We start from the raw sequence: 17,470 nt of genomic DNA on the forward strand, positions 1-17,470 counted from the left end.
TCACAAAAAGGGGGCCATCAATGGCCCCCTCTGCTTTTTTACATCTCAGGCATGCTGATAACGCCGGGTGTACGCCAGTGCAACACTGCTCATGACCGCCAGCACCATCAGATAGTATCCCGGAGCCAGACTGGTCCCGGTAGCACTGATCAGCAGACTACAGATCAGCGGCGCAAAGCCCCCGAACACCGTCACCGCAATGTTATAGCTGATTGCCATACCACTGGCACGGGTACTGACCGGGAACAGGTCGGCCATCATCGAAGGCACGGTCGCAAAATAGACCGACTTCAGCAGTGCCAGCCAGCCCACCAGCAGGATCAGCATATTGGCATCCGGATGGTTCACCACCAGACTGAAGGCCGGATAAATGGTGATCAGCAGTAATACCAGCGATGTCCACATCAGCGGACGGCGCCCTGCTTTCTCAGCCCACAGCCCGGCCAGCGGAGTCACAACCGTCAGGATCACCCCGGCCAGCAGGGTGGCGGTAAAGGCCGTTTTACCGGCCAGGTGCAGGTTTTTCGTGGCGTAGGTCGGTACATAGTTCAGCATGTAGTTGATCCCGGTTGAGATCACCATCAGGCCAATCGCCAGCACTAACAGATGACGCTGGCTGCCCATCAGTTGCTTCAGCGGCGAATGGTCGTGCTGCTGACTGACAAAGCTCTCCGGCTCATGTACATGACGACGAATATACCAGCCGACCGGCCCTATCAGCAGACCGAAGATAAACGGGATGCGCCAGCCCCATTGCTGAATTTCTGTTTCACTGAGCCACTGGGTCAGCCCCAGTCCGAACGCCGAGGCCAGCAGCGTACTGGCCCCCTGGGTCGCGAACTGCCAGCTGGCAATAAAGGCTTTACGATGCGGAAAATGCTCTACCAGAAACGCGGTCGAACTGCCGAACTCCCCGCCGGCGGAAAACCCCTGGATCAGCCGCGCCAGCAGGATCAGTACCGGGGCCGCCAGTCCGATAGTGGCATAGCCCGGCATAAAGACAATCATCGCGCCGCCGAACGTCATCAGCGTTATCGAGAGCATCAGGGCTTTTTTCCGGCCATGACGGTCCGCATACGCACCGAGCACAATCGCCCCCAGCGGGCGGATCAGGAACGAGACACCGAAGCTGCCAAAGGTCAGCAACAATGACACGGACGGATTTTCGGTCGGGAAAAACGCATGGGCAATATACCGGGCAAAAAAGCCATAGACCGCGATATCAAACCATTCCAGCGCATTACCGACACAGGTGGAAAACAGCGTTTTGTACAGGTTCGGAGCCTGACGGGCCGGATGAGTGCTCATGATCCCTGCCCCTGCTGCTGGTATGCCTTATGCTCTGCCACTAACTGCTCACCTTTTTCACCGAATTCCCACAACAGGTGGGTCATCATGATCAGGCCTTCACGGGCAATAGATTTGAGCATATGTTCATCCGCCGCGTGCTGACCGCAGGCCGGATACGAGTGTGGCATCCACAGCGTCGGCAGTTGCAGGATATTGGCAAACACATCGTTCGGTAAGGATCCGCCCAGGTTAGGCAGTAACGCCGGCTTTTTGCCGCTGCTTTTCTGCATCGATGCCAGCGCCCAGCCCACCAGCGGATCTTCAGGATCCAGCCGGGTCGCCGGGCTGCCCCGTAACAGTTCTGCTTTTACATCCGCAAAGCCAGCGGCAGCCAGGTGATTTTCCAGATGCTGCGCAATATTTTCCCAGTCAGTGCCCACCACAAAGCGAAGCTGGCAGACCGCCGTGGCCTTTCCGGGAATGGCGTTCATTGGTCGCTGCGGATTACCGCTGGTCATCGCCAGCACTTCCAGCGTGTTCCAGCCGTACAACCGCTCAACCGGGGTCAGACCGGCTTCACCCCATTCAGGGTCGATCTGCGGGCTGTCCGCACCCGGCCGGAGTTCAATTTCACTTAATATTTTACGGACACTGTCCGTAATGGCCGGGGGTTTCAGCGCCGCGACCTGTAACTGCCCGTGCTGATTGACCAGGCTGCTAATGGCATTACAAAGGCGGGTAGCAGGGTTAGTCAGCAAGCCCCCCCAGTTACCGGAATGGTAGTCGCGATCACGGGCATGCAGCGTAAGACGGACATTTACTGCCCCGCGGGATCCGAGAAACAGCGTCGGGCTTTCCGCATCCAGCCTTGGCCCGTCAGACGCAATAAAGACGTCGGCCTGTAACAGTTCGCGGTGCTGTTCACACACTTCTGCCAGACCCGGTGAACTGATCTCTTCCCCCATCTCAAACAGGAATTTGCAGTTAAACCCCAGGCTGCCGCCACGCAGCGCAAAAATCTGTTCCAGCGCCGCGATATTCACCGAGTGCTGGCCTTTATTATCCGCACTGCCCCGGCCATACCAGCGGTCACCCTCTTCGGTCAGCGACCAGGGGTCTAAACCGCTGCGCCAGTTTTCATCGTCACCGAACACGACATCGCCATGCCCGTAGCACAGAACCACCGGCAGAGCGGGATCCTCAATGCGCGTGGCCAGCAGCATCGGCCGTTCAGGGGCCTGCGGGTTCGCCAGTGGCGTCAGGGTAAAGCCCATCGCTTCCATCGCGGGGGTAATTTCCTGCGTCAGGTAAGCGTGGATGGCCTCATCACGATCATCGCGCTGGCTTTCGGAACGGATCGCCACCCGGCGCGCCAGAACTCGTTTAAACTCCCCGCTGTCAAACCAGGCACTGGCGCTGGCTACTGCTTTTTCTGCTGTCATTTGTCTGTCCGCGTTTATTATGAGAATTATTTTATTGTTCAGACAATCTAAGCTACTCTCCACCTTTGCCACAATTATCAAAATATCAAATAAGCCTTGCTTTAAAAGCAACGCTGAACTGCACAAAAAGACGGCATGCACCGTTATAAGGCAAGCTGATGCTGAGTACCGAACTTCGTTATTTTCTGGCCGTGGCCGAGAGTGGTTCATTAAGTGCCGCCAGCCGGCAATTGTTTGTGGCCACCTCCGCCATCAGCCGGCAGATACGGCGTCTGGAACGGGACGCCGGCGTCACTTTATTTGACAGGCATGCCCGGGGAATGGTGCTGAATGATGCCGGGAAACTCTTCGAACACCGCCTGCGACAAAGCCAGCGTGATATGGAAGTCACCCTGTCAGAGATAAAAGGGCTGACCGCCATCCGTCGTACGGCTATCCGCATCGCCTGTACGGAAGGCGTCGCCTATGACCTGCTGCCGGCGATTTGTTCACGGTTCCGCGAGCAATACCCTTCGGTCAGTTTCTATCTGCAAACCGGGAATACCCGACAGGTGTCGGAAAGTCTGCATCGCGGTGAGTGTGACCTAGCCCTGCAGTTTTGCCTGCACCCCGAGCGCGGAGTACAGATCGCCGGTAGCTGGCCCGCCCCGGTACTTGTCGTGATGTCCGCCCGGCATCCGCTGGCCAGCCAGAGTTTTCATTTGCAGGATCTGAGCAGCTATCCGGTGGCACTGACGGATCAAAGCACCACCGTACGCCAGTTGTTTGATCTCTCCTGTCAGATGAACGGCGTCTTTATTGAACCGACGCTGACCTGTAACAGCTTTGCGACCCTGTACCACTTTCTGCGCCAGACGCCGCTGGCCGTCACCCTGTGCAGTCGTTTTACCGTCCCTTATGATCACCATGATCATCCGCTGGTGTTACGCAATCTGGATATTAATCATCTTACCCGGCGCACCCTGCAGATCCATCTGCTACCGGGACGTCAGCAGTCCGCCGCGATCACCCTGTTTCTGGAGTTCCTGACCACCCGGTTACAGCAACGCAGTGACCATTCCGGTGACGCGGCATAAACCCGCGACGCGATCCCGGCAGGAAAAATTCTGATCCGCTTGCTATGCTGAAGGCCGGCAGCCGTCACTGACTGGCTCTTTCTTTTGTTTACTTTTCAGGCGACTGTATGGATAAAATTTCCGCTCTGACCAGAACCAAACGGCTGGCGCTCTGCCTGTTAACCGTGGTGACCTGCGTATTTGTAGCGACCCTCTTTCTGCCGCAAACGCTGGCCATTCAGGCAATAAAATCGGTGTCAGAAGCGGCCATGGTGGGTGCACTCGCCGACTGGTTTGCCGTGACCGCCCTGTTCCGCCGCATCCCGTTGCCGTTTATCGGTCGCCATACCGCGATTATTCCGCGCAATAAACAACGAATTGCCGATAATCTGGGCCGGTTTGTCGAAGAAAAATTCCTCTCTACCGACAGTATGATCGCACTGATCCGACGCCACGATCCGGCGCAAAAAATGGCACAGTGGCTCAGTGCACCGGAAAATGCCGCCAGACTCAGCGCACTTATTCGCCAGCTGATTGCCGGTTTTCTGCGGGCGGGGAATGATCAGAACATCCGCCGCTTTATGCAGCAGGGGATCCACCGGGCCATTGAAACTGTCGATTTCCGTCAGGCCGCGATTTTATTGCTGGAGAGTCTGACGCGGGAAAATCGCCATCAGGAACTGCTGGATACCCTGATCAAAAAGATCACAGAAATGCTGGCGAACCCGGAGTCACGACAATTTATTGCCGGACAAATCAGTCAGTGGTTCAGCAAAGAGTATCCGACGATGGCCAGGCTGGTTCCGGCAGAGTGGCTGGGCGAGAAAGGGGCCGGAAAGGTGACCGCAATAATAGATACGTTATTGCTGGATGTGGCACAGGATCAGCACCACCAGCTTCGTGACAGCGCTAACCGGATGGTGCTGCGTTTTATTTAGTCACTGAAGACGGATCCGCACATGCAGGACCGTGCAGAAAGGCTTAAAACCTGGCTGAAAGAAGACGAAACCTTCAACCGCTATACGACAGGGCTTTGGGATGACCTGCGTGACTGGCTGCAGCAGGATCTGTCCCGTGAGGACTCAGTGACCGGTGCACATCTGACCCGGGCCACGCTATGGTTCGGTCGTACCCTGGGCGATGACCCGCAACTACGTGCCTCATTTACGCATCATCTGGAGCAGGCCATTATTCAGGCAGGCCCGGACGTCGCACGATTTCTTACCCGCCATATCAGCGATACGATAAAAAGCTGGGATGATCACCAGTTGTCGGCCCAGATAGAACAAAATATCGGCCGTGATTTACAGTTTATCCGGATTAACGGTACGCTGGTCGGCGGAGTATTAGGATTATTACTTTTTTTATTATCACAGCTCCCTCTGTTTATCCGGATAATAGGCCACTCATTTACCTGACCTGAAGTTAAATATTTCCGAAACAGGATGTCCCTGCAGTTAAATTCCCGGACTTTATCACTCCGGGATATATTTCACAGACCATCACTCATAATGAATATATTCTCACCTGCCGCCTCTGGACAAGGTTACATTAATCCGTTATAAACACGAAAGGGTCAGGAAGACCCTGTCAATAAAATAAGGATTATACACATTGAACAGACCCCTTTCAGTGACTCTCTTCTGTTGTTTTTCTCTCAGCCCATTCCCCGGAAACGCCGGTGTTATGCGTGAAGATGTTCCTGTACAGGAATATCGGGACTTTGCGGAAAATTTGGGGAAATACCGTCCCGGCGTTGAAAATATTTCTGTTTTTAAAACCGATGGCAGTGTGGCGGGTATTTTATCCTATCCGATGCCGGATTTTTCTGCGGTTAATTCTTCCGGCTATGCCACCCTGATTTCCCCTTCTTATGTTGTCGGCGTGCGACATAATGGCGGATATAAGACCGTTTCTTTCGGAAATAATGCGAAATTTAAAACAAGCTATAAATTAATTAATAGGAATAATTCGACAACCCATGACTTCCATGTCCCGCGATTAAATAAAGTGGTGACCGAAGCCGCCCCGCTGGAAACCGTAAAAGGTTCTACGCTGGCGGCGAATAAAGACCGTTATACCTGGTACACCCGGGTAGGTTCCGGTACGCAATATCAGGTCGATGCTGAAACGCAAACCCTGACCAAGCTGAGCGGCGCATACAAGTGGAAAACCGGCGGGACTATCCTGAACCCGACCTTTGAAAGCTGGCGGCTACGCTGGTACAACTACTCGCCCGATAACCCGGCGGTACAGCCTCTGGATTCCATGTCCAGGTCCGGAGACAGCGGTAGCCCGATGCTGGTTTACGATAATGTCGATAAAATCTGGCGTCTGGCGGGTGTTCTGACCAGTGGTGCCGGTACAGCCCCCTATAACCTGCGCGGATATATTCTGTACCTCCGGGACCAGGAAATCGCCGACGTCCTGGCGAAGAATACCGATCCTTCCGTTACCGATACGGCAGGTGACGGGGATATCGTCTGGTCTGCCGATGCCATTCGCCAGGGAGAGAATGAATGGTCATGGCACGGAGTGGCGGACAGTCTGATTCCGTCCCAAGCCAGTAATGATGAACTGGATGCCTCAAAAGATCTCCGGTTTGAGGGTGACGGCGGCACCATTGTCTTGCAGCAGTCTGTCAATCACGGTGCGGCAAAACTGCAGTTTTCCGGGAATTACCAGGTGGTCAGTCAGCAGGACGAGGATTCCCGCTGGGTCGGCGGCGGTATTGAAGTCGATGAAGGTATGACTGTCGACTGGCAGGTGAACGGGCAGGCGGACGATGCACTTCATAAAATCGGGGCCGGTACATTACTGGTGAATGCAACAGGCGTTAATCCCGGAGCATTAAATACCGGGGACGGCACAGTTATTCTGAATCAGCAGGCTGACAGTGACGGGCAACGCCAGGCTTTTTCCGTCATCACACTGGTCAGTGGCCGGCCGGTCGTCGTGCTCGGCAGCGCCGGGCAGATCAACAGCGAAAATATTCAGTTCGGCTACCGTGGCGGTACACTGGATATGAACGGACAGTCGCTGACATTCAGCGAGATAAAACATAATGATGATGGTGCCCGCCTGCTGAATAATAATGCAGCGCAGGCCTCCGAACTTATCCTGTCAGGTGATCAGCAGACCTTTGCCGGATCACTGGGGTCCGAAGACGCCGGGGGGACACTCAATCTGACCACCGAGGGGAGCTGGTTACTCAGCGGCGGAGCAACTCTGGGGACGCTACAGGTCAGTACCGGTGACCTGCAGTTATCCGGACAGCAGGTGTTACATGCCGCTAATGTCCTCTATGACGATGACTGGCTGCCGCAAGAGTACACTGCCGGAACAGCCTTTGTGGCAGAGAACAGTTCACTGACGCTGGCAGAGCACGCCACTGTAGAGACCGACCTCCGGGTAGCGGATAACGCCACGCTCCGCTTATTAGCCCGCAGTACACTCAAAGGCACGACCGTACTGGACGGGGCAGACGCGCAACTGCTTGCAGATATCAGCCAGAATATCAGTACTGCCGGTGAACTGGCTTCGCGGATTGATGCCAATCTCAGTGGTGAGGGGTCTTTACTGAAAACCGGAGAAGGTCGCCTGACACTGGCCGGATATAGCCAGAATAGTGGCGGTATCACCGTCAGTCAGGGAGAGCTGGAAGTCCTTTCCGGGGTGACCGGGGCACTGACACTGCAGTCAGGTACGCTGCTCACCGGGGCCGGCAGTTTCTCAGACGTCTCCGGGGATGCAGATGTCACTTATTATCCCGGGCTGCATTATTCTGCTGGCGAAAGTTCGGTGATGAAAATGAACTCCCTGACGGCCGGTGAAAATAACAGTGTGATCCTCAGGGCCGGGTATTCTCCTGATGCCAGTGACCACTTACTTATTTCCGGTGACCTGAATACCACAGAAAGTTCGCCGCTGCTTATCAGCATCCTCTCACAGGCCGACTGGCAGGATACAGACAGTAATGGTAATCAGCGGGCTGATAATAATGAGGGGATCTCGGTATTACAGGTCGGTGGCGAATCCGATGAAAAACGCGTCAAACTGGCCGGCGAATATGTGGCCCGGGGTGCCTGGGCCTACGGTTTGTATGCGTTTGCTCCCGGGAAATCCAGTGCAAGTGAACGCTTACTTGACGGTGAAGGCAATCAGTTCTGGGATTATCGTTTACAAAACATCCTGCTCGACAGTGAGGGAAACACCATTCCGGTCGACCCGGAGCCTGAGCAGGAACAAGGCCAGGAACAGGAACAAGAGCAGGAACCTCTGCCGGTCAGACCAGCCACAACGCCTCAGGTCCCCGCCTATATTTCTCTGCCCGGGGCCTTTTCCCGCCTGAGTGAAGATTTACAGCAAATGTTTTCTGACAGCGTACGTGATCCCCGCTCTGCATTTTTTGTCTACGGATATCACAGTAATGAGCGCTATCATTCTGCCGGAAATTTCACAAATTACGGGTATGATTCCACCGCGAAATCCAATGGCTGGATGATGGGCAGTCGCTGGAGCTCTCCCGAAGCCCGGGAACAGCAACTCACATTCGGTCTGGCAGTAAGTAAAGGCTCACTTTCAGTCAAGCCCTCTGCCGCAGATGGCGACAGCCGCAGCAGTGCGGATACTCTCAGCATTAATACCCTGTTACGCTGGCAGAACGATAATGGCTGGCAACTGGAAATCCCTCTCGCTTATACCCGCTTTCGTAGCCATGTCAGCACCGGCTTACGGGGAGAAGTCGCAACACCGGTAGCCAGTAGCTGGCTGACAGGGATAGAGGCCGGGAAAGGCTGGCAATACGGTCATCATCGTCTGACTCCGCAACTGGGCATGCACTGGCAGCAACTGCGGATCCGTTCCTTTACTGATGAGGACAATGCCAGGGTCAGCTATGAAATGCAGCATACGCCTGATTTCAGGGTCGGGGTGAATTACCGGATGACGCTGGGGCGTGTGAGCCTGGGAGCGGATGCCCGCGTTATACTGCGCCCGGGGGCGGCCCGTCAGGTCGTCATTAGTGACGGGCAGACACAAAGCCTGTTCAGCGCCGGTCGTGGCGGAAATAGCCTGCAACTGAATACCGATGCGGCCATCAGTATTACCGATAATCTGCGAATGACAACGCGGGTACAGTATCAGAAACGGCTGGAAAGAGAGGGTATCGATGACTGGAACATCCTTAGCGGGATGGAGTTCACGTTCTGATATCCGGCTCAATAAAAAAGGGGTCACCTGCCGGTGACCCCTTTTTTTTTGCCTGAATCAGCGTCGTTTAATCAGCAGATACAGACTGACAGATAAGAAAGCAGCACTCGGCAGAATAGCCCCGAGGAACGGAGGCAAGCCGTAGACCAGGCTTAACGGACCGAAAATCTTATCCAGGACATAGAACAGAAAACCAAAACTTATCCCGGTGACCACCCGCGTCCCCATCGATACGCTACGCAGCGGCCCAAAGATAAAGGATAACGCCATCAGCATCATGACCGCGACCGACAGAGGCTGAATCGCTTTACTCCACAGATTAAGCTGATAACGTCCGGCTTTCTGCCCACTCTGTTTCAGGTACTTAATGTAATCATTCAGGCCACGGATCGATAAGGAATCCGGGTCCAGCGCGACCACACCCAGTTTTTCCGGCGTCAGTGTCGTTTTCCAGATATCACTGACCCGCTGAGAACCGGTAATTTGTTTCGGATCGGTAAGATTAGATTCATCCACCTGAGTCAGGTCCCACTGGCGGGCAGCCTTATCCCAGACGGCACTGGCCGCATAGCGGACATCGGTCAGACGGCGCTGGTCATTAAAGCGATAAATACTGACGCCACTGAGTTCGTTTTCGTTACTGATGTGAGAAATAAAGATGAAGTTATTACCGTCTTTGGCCCACAGCCCGCCCTGAGTCGACAACAGCGACCCGCCCAGCATTCGCTGTGCACGGTAATTGTGCGCCATCTGGTCACCGGCAGGTGCAACAAACTCACCGATAGCCATCGCCAGAAATACCAGCGGGATCGCCGTCTTCATCACCGAGTACGCAATCTGTAGCCGGGTGAATCCGGCGGCCTGCATCACCACCAGTTCACTGCGCTGAGCCAGGTTCCCCAGCCCCAGCAAGGCCCCCAGCAGGGCCGCCATCGGGAAAAACAATTCCAGATCGGTAGGAACACCCAGTAAGGTGAAGTAACCGGCATCGAGTGCGGTATAAGCACCCTGGCCGGTTTTTCGTAGCTGTTCAACAAACTTGATAATGCCCGATAATGACACCAGCATAAACAGTGTCATCATGATGGTGTTGAAAATCGTTTTACCAATATAGCGGTCAAGAACTCCAAACATCAGGCTACCTCACTGCGACTGAAACGCGCTCTGAACCGCCGCATTGGCAGCGTATCCCACAGATTCAGCACAATCGCCAGCACGAAATACCCTGCGTTCACTGACCACATCCAGACGGCCGGGTCGAGGCGGCCTTTGGTCGCATTCGAACGGAAAGAGCTTTGAACCAGGAAGAAAATCAGGTACAGCAGCATCGCTGGCAGCATGGAAAGGACACGGCCCTGGCGAGGATTAACCACGCTGAGCGGCACCACCATCAGCGCCATAACCAGCACCGAGAAAATCAGTGTCAGACGCCAGTTCAGCTCTGCCCGGAATGCCGGAGTATGGTTATGCCAGAGCGTAGACAGGGAGGCCTGGTCAGAGTCGTTCGGGTCCAGGGTCGCTTCTTTATACCCCATAACGGCCTGATACTGAGTAAAGTCAGTGATACGGAAATCGCGAAGCATCGCTGTACCTTCAAACCGGGTGCCTTTATCCAGAACCACCGTCTGAGAGCCGTCTGCCTGTTGTTCCATATGTCCGTGATCAGCCAGCACAACGGAAGGCCGGGCATTCCCCTTCGGACGCAATTGGGCCAGGAACACGTTACCGAACTGATTCCCCTTCACGTTTTCGATAAACAGCACCATATTGCCGTCGTTTGAGGTGCGGAACTGCCCTGCGGCAAGCGCCGCGGCCCCCGGGTTAGCCCGGGCATTTTGTGTGACCTGATCCTGGTATCTCGCCGACCAGGGGCCGAGCCAGATGACGTTTACCGCGGCCATGGCCGAGGTGATCAACATCAGGATCAGAGCCGCTTTGACCAGCACATCTTTGCCCAGACCACAGGCATGCATGACCGTGATTTCACTTTCCGTGTAGAGCCTTCCCAGCGTCATCAGGATAGCCAGGAATAAACTTAATGGTAAGATAAGCTCCGCCATCTCGGGCACGCCTAGCCCCAGCAGAGTAAGTACTAAATTTGTCGGGATATCACCGTCGACTGCCGCTCCGAGGATCCTGACCAGCTTCTGACAGAAGAAGATCAGTAACAGGACAAACAGAATGGCGAATTGACTTTTGAGCGTCTCCCGAACCAGATATCTAATGATAATCACGCTAAATACGCCTGTGAAAACTTGTCTTTTTGCAGGAAAGTCGATAGTTTCAACGCTTATTAGCCATTTTACTTCATCAATGGCTGCTATCGTGGCTAAAATTGTATGACCACCTTCTCAGGATACTGAGGCATCGTCCTCAGAATCTTAGCTTATTATGACGCCAATCCACTGTTTGTCATGGCATAACTGTTTCATAATAAGAATAAGAGTTATACATTCTAACGATAGCAAACGCTGTTGTCTTTAAGATTCAGGAGAATACATGGAGTTCAGTGTAAAAAGCGGTAGCCCGGAAAAACAACGCAGCGCCTGTATAGTCGTCGGGGTGTTTGAACCTCGTCGTTTGTCGCCAATTGCCGAGCAACTGGATAAAATCAGCGATGGCTATATCAGCGCATTGCTACGTCGCGGTGAACTGGAAGGCAAAGTTGGCCAGACCCTGTTGCTGCACCATGTGCCTAACATTCTTTCTGAACGCATCCTGCTGATTGGTTGTGGTAAAGAGCGGGAACTGGATGAGCGTCAATATAAACAGATTATTCAGAAGACCATTAATACGCTGAATGACACCGGTTCAATGGAGGCTGTGTGCTTCCTGACCGAACTGCATGTCAAAAGCCGTAACAATTACTGGAAAGTCCGCCAGGCGGTTGAGACAGCAAAAGAGTCTCTGTACAGCTTTGATCAGCTGAAAAGCAACAAAGCCGAGCCTCGTCGTCCGTTACGTAAAATGGTCTTCAACGTCCCTACCCGTCGTGAACTGACCAGCGGTGAGCGTGCTATTCAGCATGGTCTGGCAGTATCCGCCGGGGTGAAAGCAGCAAAAGATCTCGGCAACATGCCGCCAAACATCTGTAATCCGGCGTACCTGGCGTCTCAGGCACGACAACTGGCGGATGCCTATAGCCAGAACATCACCACCCGCGTCATCGGCGAACAGCAGATGAAAGAGCTGGGGATGAATGCTTATCTGGCGGTCGGTGCCGGTTCGCAGAATGAATCGCTGATGTCGGTTATCGAATATAAAGGACATCCTGACGCCGATGCGCGGCCGATTGTTCTGGTCGGTAAAGGGCTGACCTTCGATGCCGGCGGCATCTCGCTCAAGCCTGCGGAAGGCATGGACGAAATGAAGTATGATATGTGCGGCGCGGCCACCGTCTACGGTGTGATGCGCATGGTCGCCGAGCTTAAACTGCCACTGAACGTGGTCGGCGTGCTGGCCGGGTGTGAAAACATGCCTGACGGCCGTGCATTACGTCCGGGCGATGTCCTGACCACTATGTCCGGGCAAACGGTTGAAGTGCTGAATACCGATGCCGAAGGGCGTCTGGTGCTGTGCGATACTCTGACTTATGTCGAGCGTTTTGATCCGGAAGTCGTGGTGGATGTTGCCACCCTGACCGGCGCATGTGTGATAGCATTGGGCCATCATATCAGCGGACTGTTGTCTAACCATAACCCGCTGGCGCACGAGCTGATCAGTGCTTCTGAGCAGTCCGGTGACCGCGCATGGCGTCTGCCGATGAGCGATGAGTATCAGGATCAGCTGGAATCCAACTTCGCGGATATGGCAAACATCGGCGGCCGGCCTGGCGGTGCTATCACTGCCGGATGTTATCTGTCCCGCTTTACCCGCAAATATAACTGGGCGCACCTGGATATTGCAGGTACTGCATGGCGTTCAGGTAAAGCCAAAGGCGCAACCGGTCGTGCGGTTCCTCTGCTGTCACAGTTCCTGCTGAACCGTGCCGGTCTGGGCACCGACGAGTAAGGTTGTACCGGCAGTCCCCTGCTGAGCCGGGGGCTGTCCTGCCGGTATCTTCACGGCAGAAACCGGATTACCCTGAGTGACCCTGGTCACTCTTTTTACTTCATGGAATACAGGCAATCGCATGAAAAATGCCACCTTTTACCTTCCCGGCCCCGATACACCACACGAGCCCCTGTCTGCAGTTGAAGCCATGGCCTGTGAACTGGCCGCGGCGCGCTGGCGTGAGGGTAAGCGTATTCTGGTGGCCTGTGAAAACGAAGCGCAGGCCGTCCGTCTGGACGAAGCGCTCTGGCAGCGACCGGCGGATTCCTTTGTGCCCCATAATCTGGCCGGTGAAGGGCCACGTTATGGCGCACCGGTTGAACTGGCGTGGCCGGAAAAACGGGGGAATGCCTCCCGCGACCTGCTGATCACCCTGCTCCCGTGGTTTGCAGATTTTGCTACCGCTTTCCATGAAGTGATAGACTTTGTCCCTGATGAAGAATCTTTGAAGCAGCTGGCGCGTGACCGCTATAAAGCGTATCGCAGCGTCGGTTTCCAATTGAATACGGCAACCCTACCGGCGCCAAAAACGACATAGCAGAAATGGAAAAAACATATAATCCGCAAGAGATAGAACAGCCGCTTTACGAGCACTGGGAAAAGCAAGGCTACTTCAAACCGAATGGTGATGAGAGCCAGGAAAGCTATTGCATCATGATCCCGCCGCCGAATGTTACCGGCAGCCTGCATATGGGTCACGCATTCCAGCAGACTATCATGGATACCATGATCCGCTATCAGCGGATGCAGGGGAAAAATACCCTGTGGCAGGCAGGTACTGACCACGCCGGTATCGCTACCCAGATGGTCGTTGAGCGTAAGATTGCCGCTGAAGAAGGTAAAACCCGTCAGGATTACGGCCGTGATGCGTTTATCGATAAAATCTGGCAGTGGAAAGCCGAATCCGGCGGAACCATCACCCGTCAGATGCGCCGGCTGGGTAATTCCGTGGACTGGGAGCGTGAGCGCTTCACCATGGATGACGGGTTATCGAATGCGGTAAAAGAAGTCTTTGTCCGTCTGTATAAAGAAAATCTGATTTATCGTGGCAAGCGTCTGGTGAACTGGGATCCGAAACTGCGTACCGCGATTTCAGACCTGGAAGTGGAAAACCGCGAGTCAAAAGGCTCAATGTGGCATATCCGTTACCCGCTGGCCGACGGAGCCACTACCGCCGAAGGTAAAGATTACCTGGTGGTGGCGACCACGCGTCCGGAAACCCTGCTGGGGGATACCGGGGTTGCCGTTAACCCTGAAGATCCACGCTATAAAGACCTGATTGGCAAATACCTGGTATTACCGCTAATCAACCGTCGTATTCCGATTGTCGGTGATGAACATGCCGATATGGAAAAAGGTACCGGTTGCGTAAAAATCACTCCGGCACACGATTTCAATGACTACGAAGTCGGGCGTCGCCACCAGCTGCCAATGATCAATATTCTGACCTTTGATGGCGATATCCGCACTCAGGCACAGGTGTATGATACGAACGGCGAAGAGAGCGACGTTTATGATGGCGCTATCCCTGCGGAATTTGCCGGCCTGGAACGTTTTGCGGCCCGTAAAGCCATCGTGGCCGCAGTGGAAGTTGCCGGTCTGCTGGAAGAAATTAAGCCTCATGATCTGACCGTACCTTACGGTGACCGTGGTGGTGTCGTTATCGAACCGATGCTGACCGATCAGTGGTATGTCCGTACCGCTCCGCTGGCGAAGGTTGCAGTAGAAGCCGTAGAAAACGGTGAGATCCAGTTCGTTCCTAAGCAGTACGAGAATATGTATTTCTCATGGATGCGTGATATCCAGGACTGGTGTATCTCGCGTCAGTTATGGTGGGGTCACCGTATTCCGGCCTGGTACGATAACGACGGTAATGTCTATGTCGGTCGTACTGAAGCGGAAGTTCGTGCCGAAAACAATCTGCCGGAAGATGCGGAACTGCGTCAGGACGAAGATGTGCTGGACACCTGGTTCTCTTCAGGTCTGTGGACTTTCTCTACCCTGGGCTGGCCGGAAAATACGGAAGCACTGCGGACATTCCACCCGACCAGCGTCGTGGTCAGTGGCTTCGACATTATTTTCTTCTGGATTGCGCGCATGATCATGCTGACCATGCACTTTATGAAAGATGAAAACGGCAAGCCTCAGGTTCCGTTTAAAACGGTCTATATGACCGGGCTTATCCGTGATGACGAAGGACAGAAAATGTCCAAGTCGAAGGGTAACGTTATCGATCCGCTGGATATGGTGGACGGGATTTCCCTGCCGGAGCTGATCGAAAAACGTACCGGCAACATGATGCAGCCTCAGCTGGCGGAAAAAATCCGCAAGCGTACCGAGAAGCAGTTCCCGGATGGCATTGAGCCTTCAGGGACAGATGCCCTGCGTTTCACCCTGGCGGCACTGGCGTCGACCGGTCGTGATATCAACTGGGATATGAAGCGTCTTGAAGGCTACCGTAACTTCTGTAACAAGCTGTGGAACGCCAGCCGTTTCGTGCTGATGAATACGGAAGACCAGGATTGCGGCTTTAACGGTGGCGAGAAAGTTCTGTCACTGGCTGACCGCTGGATCCTGAGCGAATTTAACCGCACCGTAAAAGCCTACCGCGAGGCACTGGACAGCTATCGTTTCGATATCGCGGCCAGCCTGCTGTATGACTTTACCTGGAACCAATTCTGCGACTGGTACCTGGAACTGACCAAGCCGGTGATGAACAATGGCAGCGAAGCCGAGCTTCGTGGTACTCGTCATACGCTGGTCACCGTACTGGAAGAATTACTGCGTCTGGCACATCCGATCATTCCGTTTATCACCGAGACCATCTGGCAACGTGTGAAGGTGCTGACCGGTAACAGCGATGACACCATCATGCTGCAGCCGTTCCCGGCCTGGGAAGCGGATAAAGAAGATGCGCAGGCACAGGCAGATATCGAGTGGATCAAGCAGGCCATCATCGCCGTCCGTAATATTCGTGCAGAGATGAATATTGCCCTGAGCAAGCCTCTGGATCTGTTATTACGCGGTGCAACGGAAGACGTTATTCGCCGCGTGGGTGAAAACCGTAACTTCCTGAAGCGTCTGGCCCGTCTGGAGAGCCTGACTCTGCTGTCAGCCGATGATAAAGGACCGGTCTCGGTCACCAAGCTGGTGGAAGGTGCTGAGTTGCTGATCCCGATGGCCGGTCTGGTCAACAAGGAAGCGGAGCTGGAGCGTCTGGCAAAAGAGCAGACCAAAGTGGACGTAGAGATTGAAAAAATCAATGCGAAGCTGTCCAACGAAGGTTTTGTTGCCCGTGCCCCGGCGGCGGTTGTTGAAAAAGAGCGTGAGCGCTTAGCCGACCTGCAGCAGGCCAAAACCAAACTGACCGAACAGCAGGCAGTAATTGCTGCACTGTAAGTGAGGTTGAGTAAAAGAGAAAGCCGGGCATGTCCCGGCTTTTTTGTCTCCGTGGTCTGAAAACCGGCGGATATAGTGGCCGCTCTGCCTGAGAGGCATTGATTAACAACTCCGCCATCGCCTGAAGTATTTTAAATTATCAGATACACGAAACCGGCATTATTTATGTGTCCGTTCAATCGGTTTTTGTTATAACAGACATCCGTTGTCCGGTATCTGACGCAAGAGATATGTCTATGCGACTCTTGAGTACGTACGGCTATTCATCCGTCAGCCGTCTCCCGGGGATCAGGGAAACGGCGACAGCCCGGCATTATTTGCTCATCTGCCGGTAAAATCCTGACAACGGCAAAGCCTTATCATAAAACCATCCCGAAAAGGTATTTCAAATGGAATTGACTCAGTTTATTAATGGAAAACGTATAATAGTACGCAGGTGCAACCCCTACCCTGCCCGCCGGGTCGCTGTGATTAGTCACGGGAGATTTGTACCTTCATATTTTATTTTCGGCAGCATGACGATGATGACACATATACCGCCCAATGTGACGGCTAACTGGTATGTCAGGCATGGCGAAACTATCTCAAACCGTCAGGTCATGGGCCTGTATGAGCAGTTACAGAGGAACGATTCACCTTCACCGATAAAAGATTATTCAGGGAGAAGTGTAGTAAAAAACTACATGCTGCGAGCCGATATGGCGGTAGGACGTGCATGTACTCCCCGCCCCGGTGGCCACTGTGATGTTATCCTTCCGGTCGATACTATCACTACTCAGCATATTTTTGATGCCGTCAGAACAGGTGAATTGCCTTATCGCGAAATCCATTTTCTCTCCTGCAGAGCTATGCGATTCACATCGTCGGGGATCTGATTGATTTATAAATAGCGATAACAGGCACCGGCACTGAATACACAGCCCGGAGTGCAGAGGGCGCGACCATGCGCCCCCTGCCCGGACGACCATGCGTAGATCAGAATGGGTATAGACTATGCAAAACACAGCTGCTACCTGATCC

Annotated in this window: 10 protein-coding genes and 1 pseudogene; 7 read left to right on the forward strand and 4 right to left on the reverse strand. The window is 53.9% G+C overall.

From position 1 onward, the window contains the following. Positions 1-45 precede the first annotated feature (45 nt). Both GTPT_RS00750 and GTPT_RS00755 read right to left on the reverse strand, forming a co-directional pair. The gene (locus tag GTPT_RS00750; RefSeq protein ID WP_029991159.1) at positions 46-1,308 is read right to left on the reverse strand and encodes an MFS transporter; all 1,263 of its coding nucleotides are present in this window, start codon (positions 1,306-1,308) and stop codon (positions 46-48) included. Further along, positions 1,305-2,732, reverse strand: coding sequence for a M20 family metallopeptidase (locus tag GTPT_RS00755; RefSeq protein WP_025903914.1), 1,428 nt, complete (start codon positions 2,730-2,732; stop codon positions 1,305-1,307). Before GTPT_RS00755 ends, GTPT_RS00750 begins: the two co-directional genes overlap by 4 nt. 158 nt (positions 2,733-2,890) lie before the next feature. On the opposite strand from GTPT_RS00755, the gene GTPT_RS00760 reads away from it, so the two are divergent. The 3 genes and pseudogenes from GTPT_RS00760 (at position 2,891) to GTPT_RS00770 (ending at position 8,998) form a co-directional block, all read left to right on the forward strand. Next, a complete protein-coding gene (locus GTPT_RS00760) occupies positions 2,891-3,808 on the forward strand; it encodes a LysR family transcriptional regulator (RefSeq protein ID WP_025903913.1) in 918 nt (305 codons plus the stop codon). A 107-nt stretch (positions 3,809-3,915) separates the two neighbouring features. After that, a pseudogene (locus GTPT_RS00765) lies at positions 3,916-5,205 on the forward strand (DUF445 domain-containing protein). 268 nt (positions 5,206-5,473) lie between these two features. Further along, a complete protein-coding gene (locus GTPT_RS00770; protein WP_051170707.1) occupies positions 5,474-8,998 on the forward strand; it encodes a S6 family peptidase in 3,525 nt (1,174 codons plus the stop codon). 57 nt (positions 8,999-9,055) lie between these two features. Here the strand turns inward: GTPT_RS00770 and lptG are convergent, their stop codons facing one another. Both lptG and lptF read right to left on the reverse strand, forming a co-directional pair. Beyond that, entirely contained in the window at positions 9,056-10,132 is a 1,077-nt protein-coding gene (gene lptG / locus GTPT_RS00775; protein WP_025903909.1) for an LPS export ABC transporter permease LptG, read from the reverse strand. Beyond that, entirely contained in the window at positions 10,132-11,232 is a 1,101-nt protein-coding gene (lptF, locus tag GTPT_RS00780; protein WP_025903908.1) for an LPS export ABC transporter permease LptF, read from the reverse strand. The genes lptG and lptF overlap by 1 nt, the downstream gene beginning before the upstream one ends. A 265-nt stretch (positions 11,233-11,497) precedes the next feature. Between lptF and pepA the strand changes: the two genes are divergently transcribed. From pepA to GTPT_RS17380, 4 genes are all read left to right on the forward strand, one after another. Continuing rightward, positions 11,498-13,009, forward strand: a complete 1,512-nt coding sequence (gene pepA / locus GTPT_RS00785) for a leucyl aminopeptidase (RefSeq protein WP_025903907.1) — start codon at positions 11,498-11,500, stop codon at positions 13,007-13,009. A gap of 121 nt (positions 13,010-13,130) precedes the next feature. After that, positions 13,131-13,589, forward strand: a complete 459-nt coding sequence (locus GTPT_RS00790) for a DNA polymerase III subunit chi (protein WP_025903906.1) — start codon at positions 13,131-13,133, stop codon at positions 13,587-13,589. Between the two features lie 5 nt (positions 13,590-13,594). Next, positions 13,595-16,450: a valine--tRNA ligase gene (locus GTPT_RS00795; RefSeq protein WP_025903905.1), complete on the forward strand. Its 2,856-nt coding sequence runs from the start codon at positions 13,595-13,597 to the stop codon at positions 16,448-16,450. A 389-nt stretch (positions 16,451-16,839) separates the two neighbouring features. Further along, positions 16,840-17,325 carry a putative adhesin gene (locus GTPT_RS17380; protein WP_338116812.1) on the forward strand — a complete coding sequence of 162 codons (486 nt, stop codon included), beginning with the start codon at positions 16,840-16,842 and terminating at the stop codon, positions 17,323-17,325. The last annotated feature ends 145 nt before the right edge of the window (positions 17,326-17,470 follow it).

Source organism: Tatumella ptyseos ATCC 33301 (assembly GCF_000735525.1).
Classification (GTDB): Bacteria; Pseudomonadota; Gammaproteobacteria; order Enterobacterales; family Enterobacteriaceae; genus Tatumella; species Tatumella ptyseos.

Coding starts and splice junctions, on each gene's coding strand:
- GTPT_RS17380 (WP_338116812.1), top strand. CDS start 16,840: ATGGAATTGACTCAGTTTATTAATGGAAAACGTATAATAGTACGCAGG.
- GTPT_RS00790 (WP_025903906.1), top strand. CDS start 13,131: ATGAAAAATGCCACCTTTTACCTTCCCGGCCCCGATACACCACACGAG.
- lptG (WP_025903909.1), bottom strand. CDS start 10,132: ATGTTTGGAGTTCTTGACCGCTATATTGGTAAAACGATTTTCAACACC.
- GTPT_RS00770 (WP_051170707.1), top strand. CDS start 5,474: ATGCGTGAAGATGTTCCTGTACAGGAATATCGGGACTTTGCGGAAAAT.
- GTPT_RS00760 (WP_025903913.1), top strand. CDS start 2,891: ATGCTGAGTACCGAACTTCGTTATTTTCTGGCCGTGGCCGAGAGTGGT.
- GTPT_RS00755 (WP_025903914.1), bottom strand. CDS start 2,732: ATGACAGCAGAAAAAGCAGTAGCCAGCGCCAGTGCCTGGTTTGACAGC.
- pepA (WP_025903907.1), top strand. CDS start 11,498: ATGGAGTTCAGTGTAAAAAGCGGTAGCCCGGAAAAACAACGCAGCGCC.
- GTPT_RS00795 (WP_025903905.1), top strand. CDS start 13,595: ATGGAAAAAACATATAATCCGCAAGAGATAGAACAGCCGCTTTACGAG.
- GTPT_RS00750 (WP_029991159.1), bottom strand. CDS start 1,308: ATGAGCACTCATCCGGCCCGTCAGGCTCCGAACCTGTACAAAACGCTG.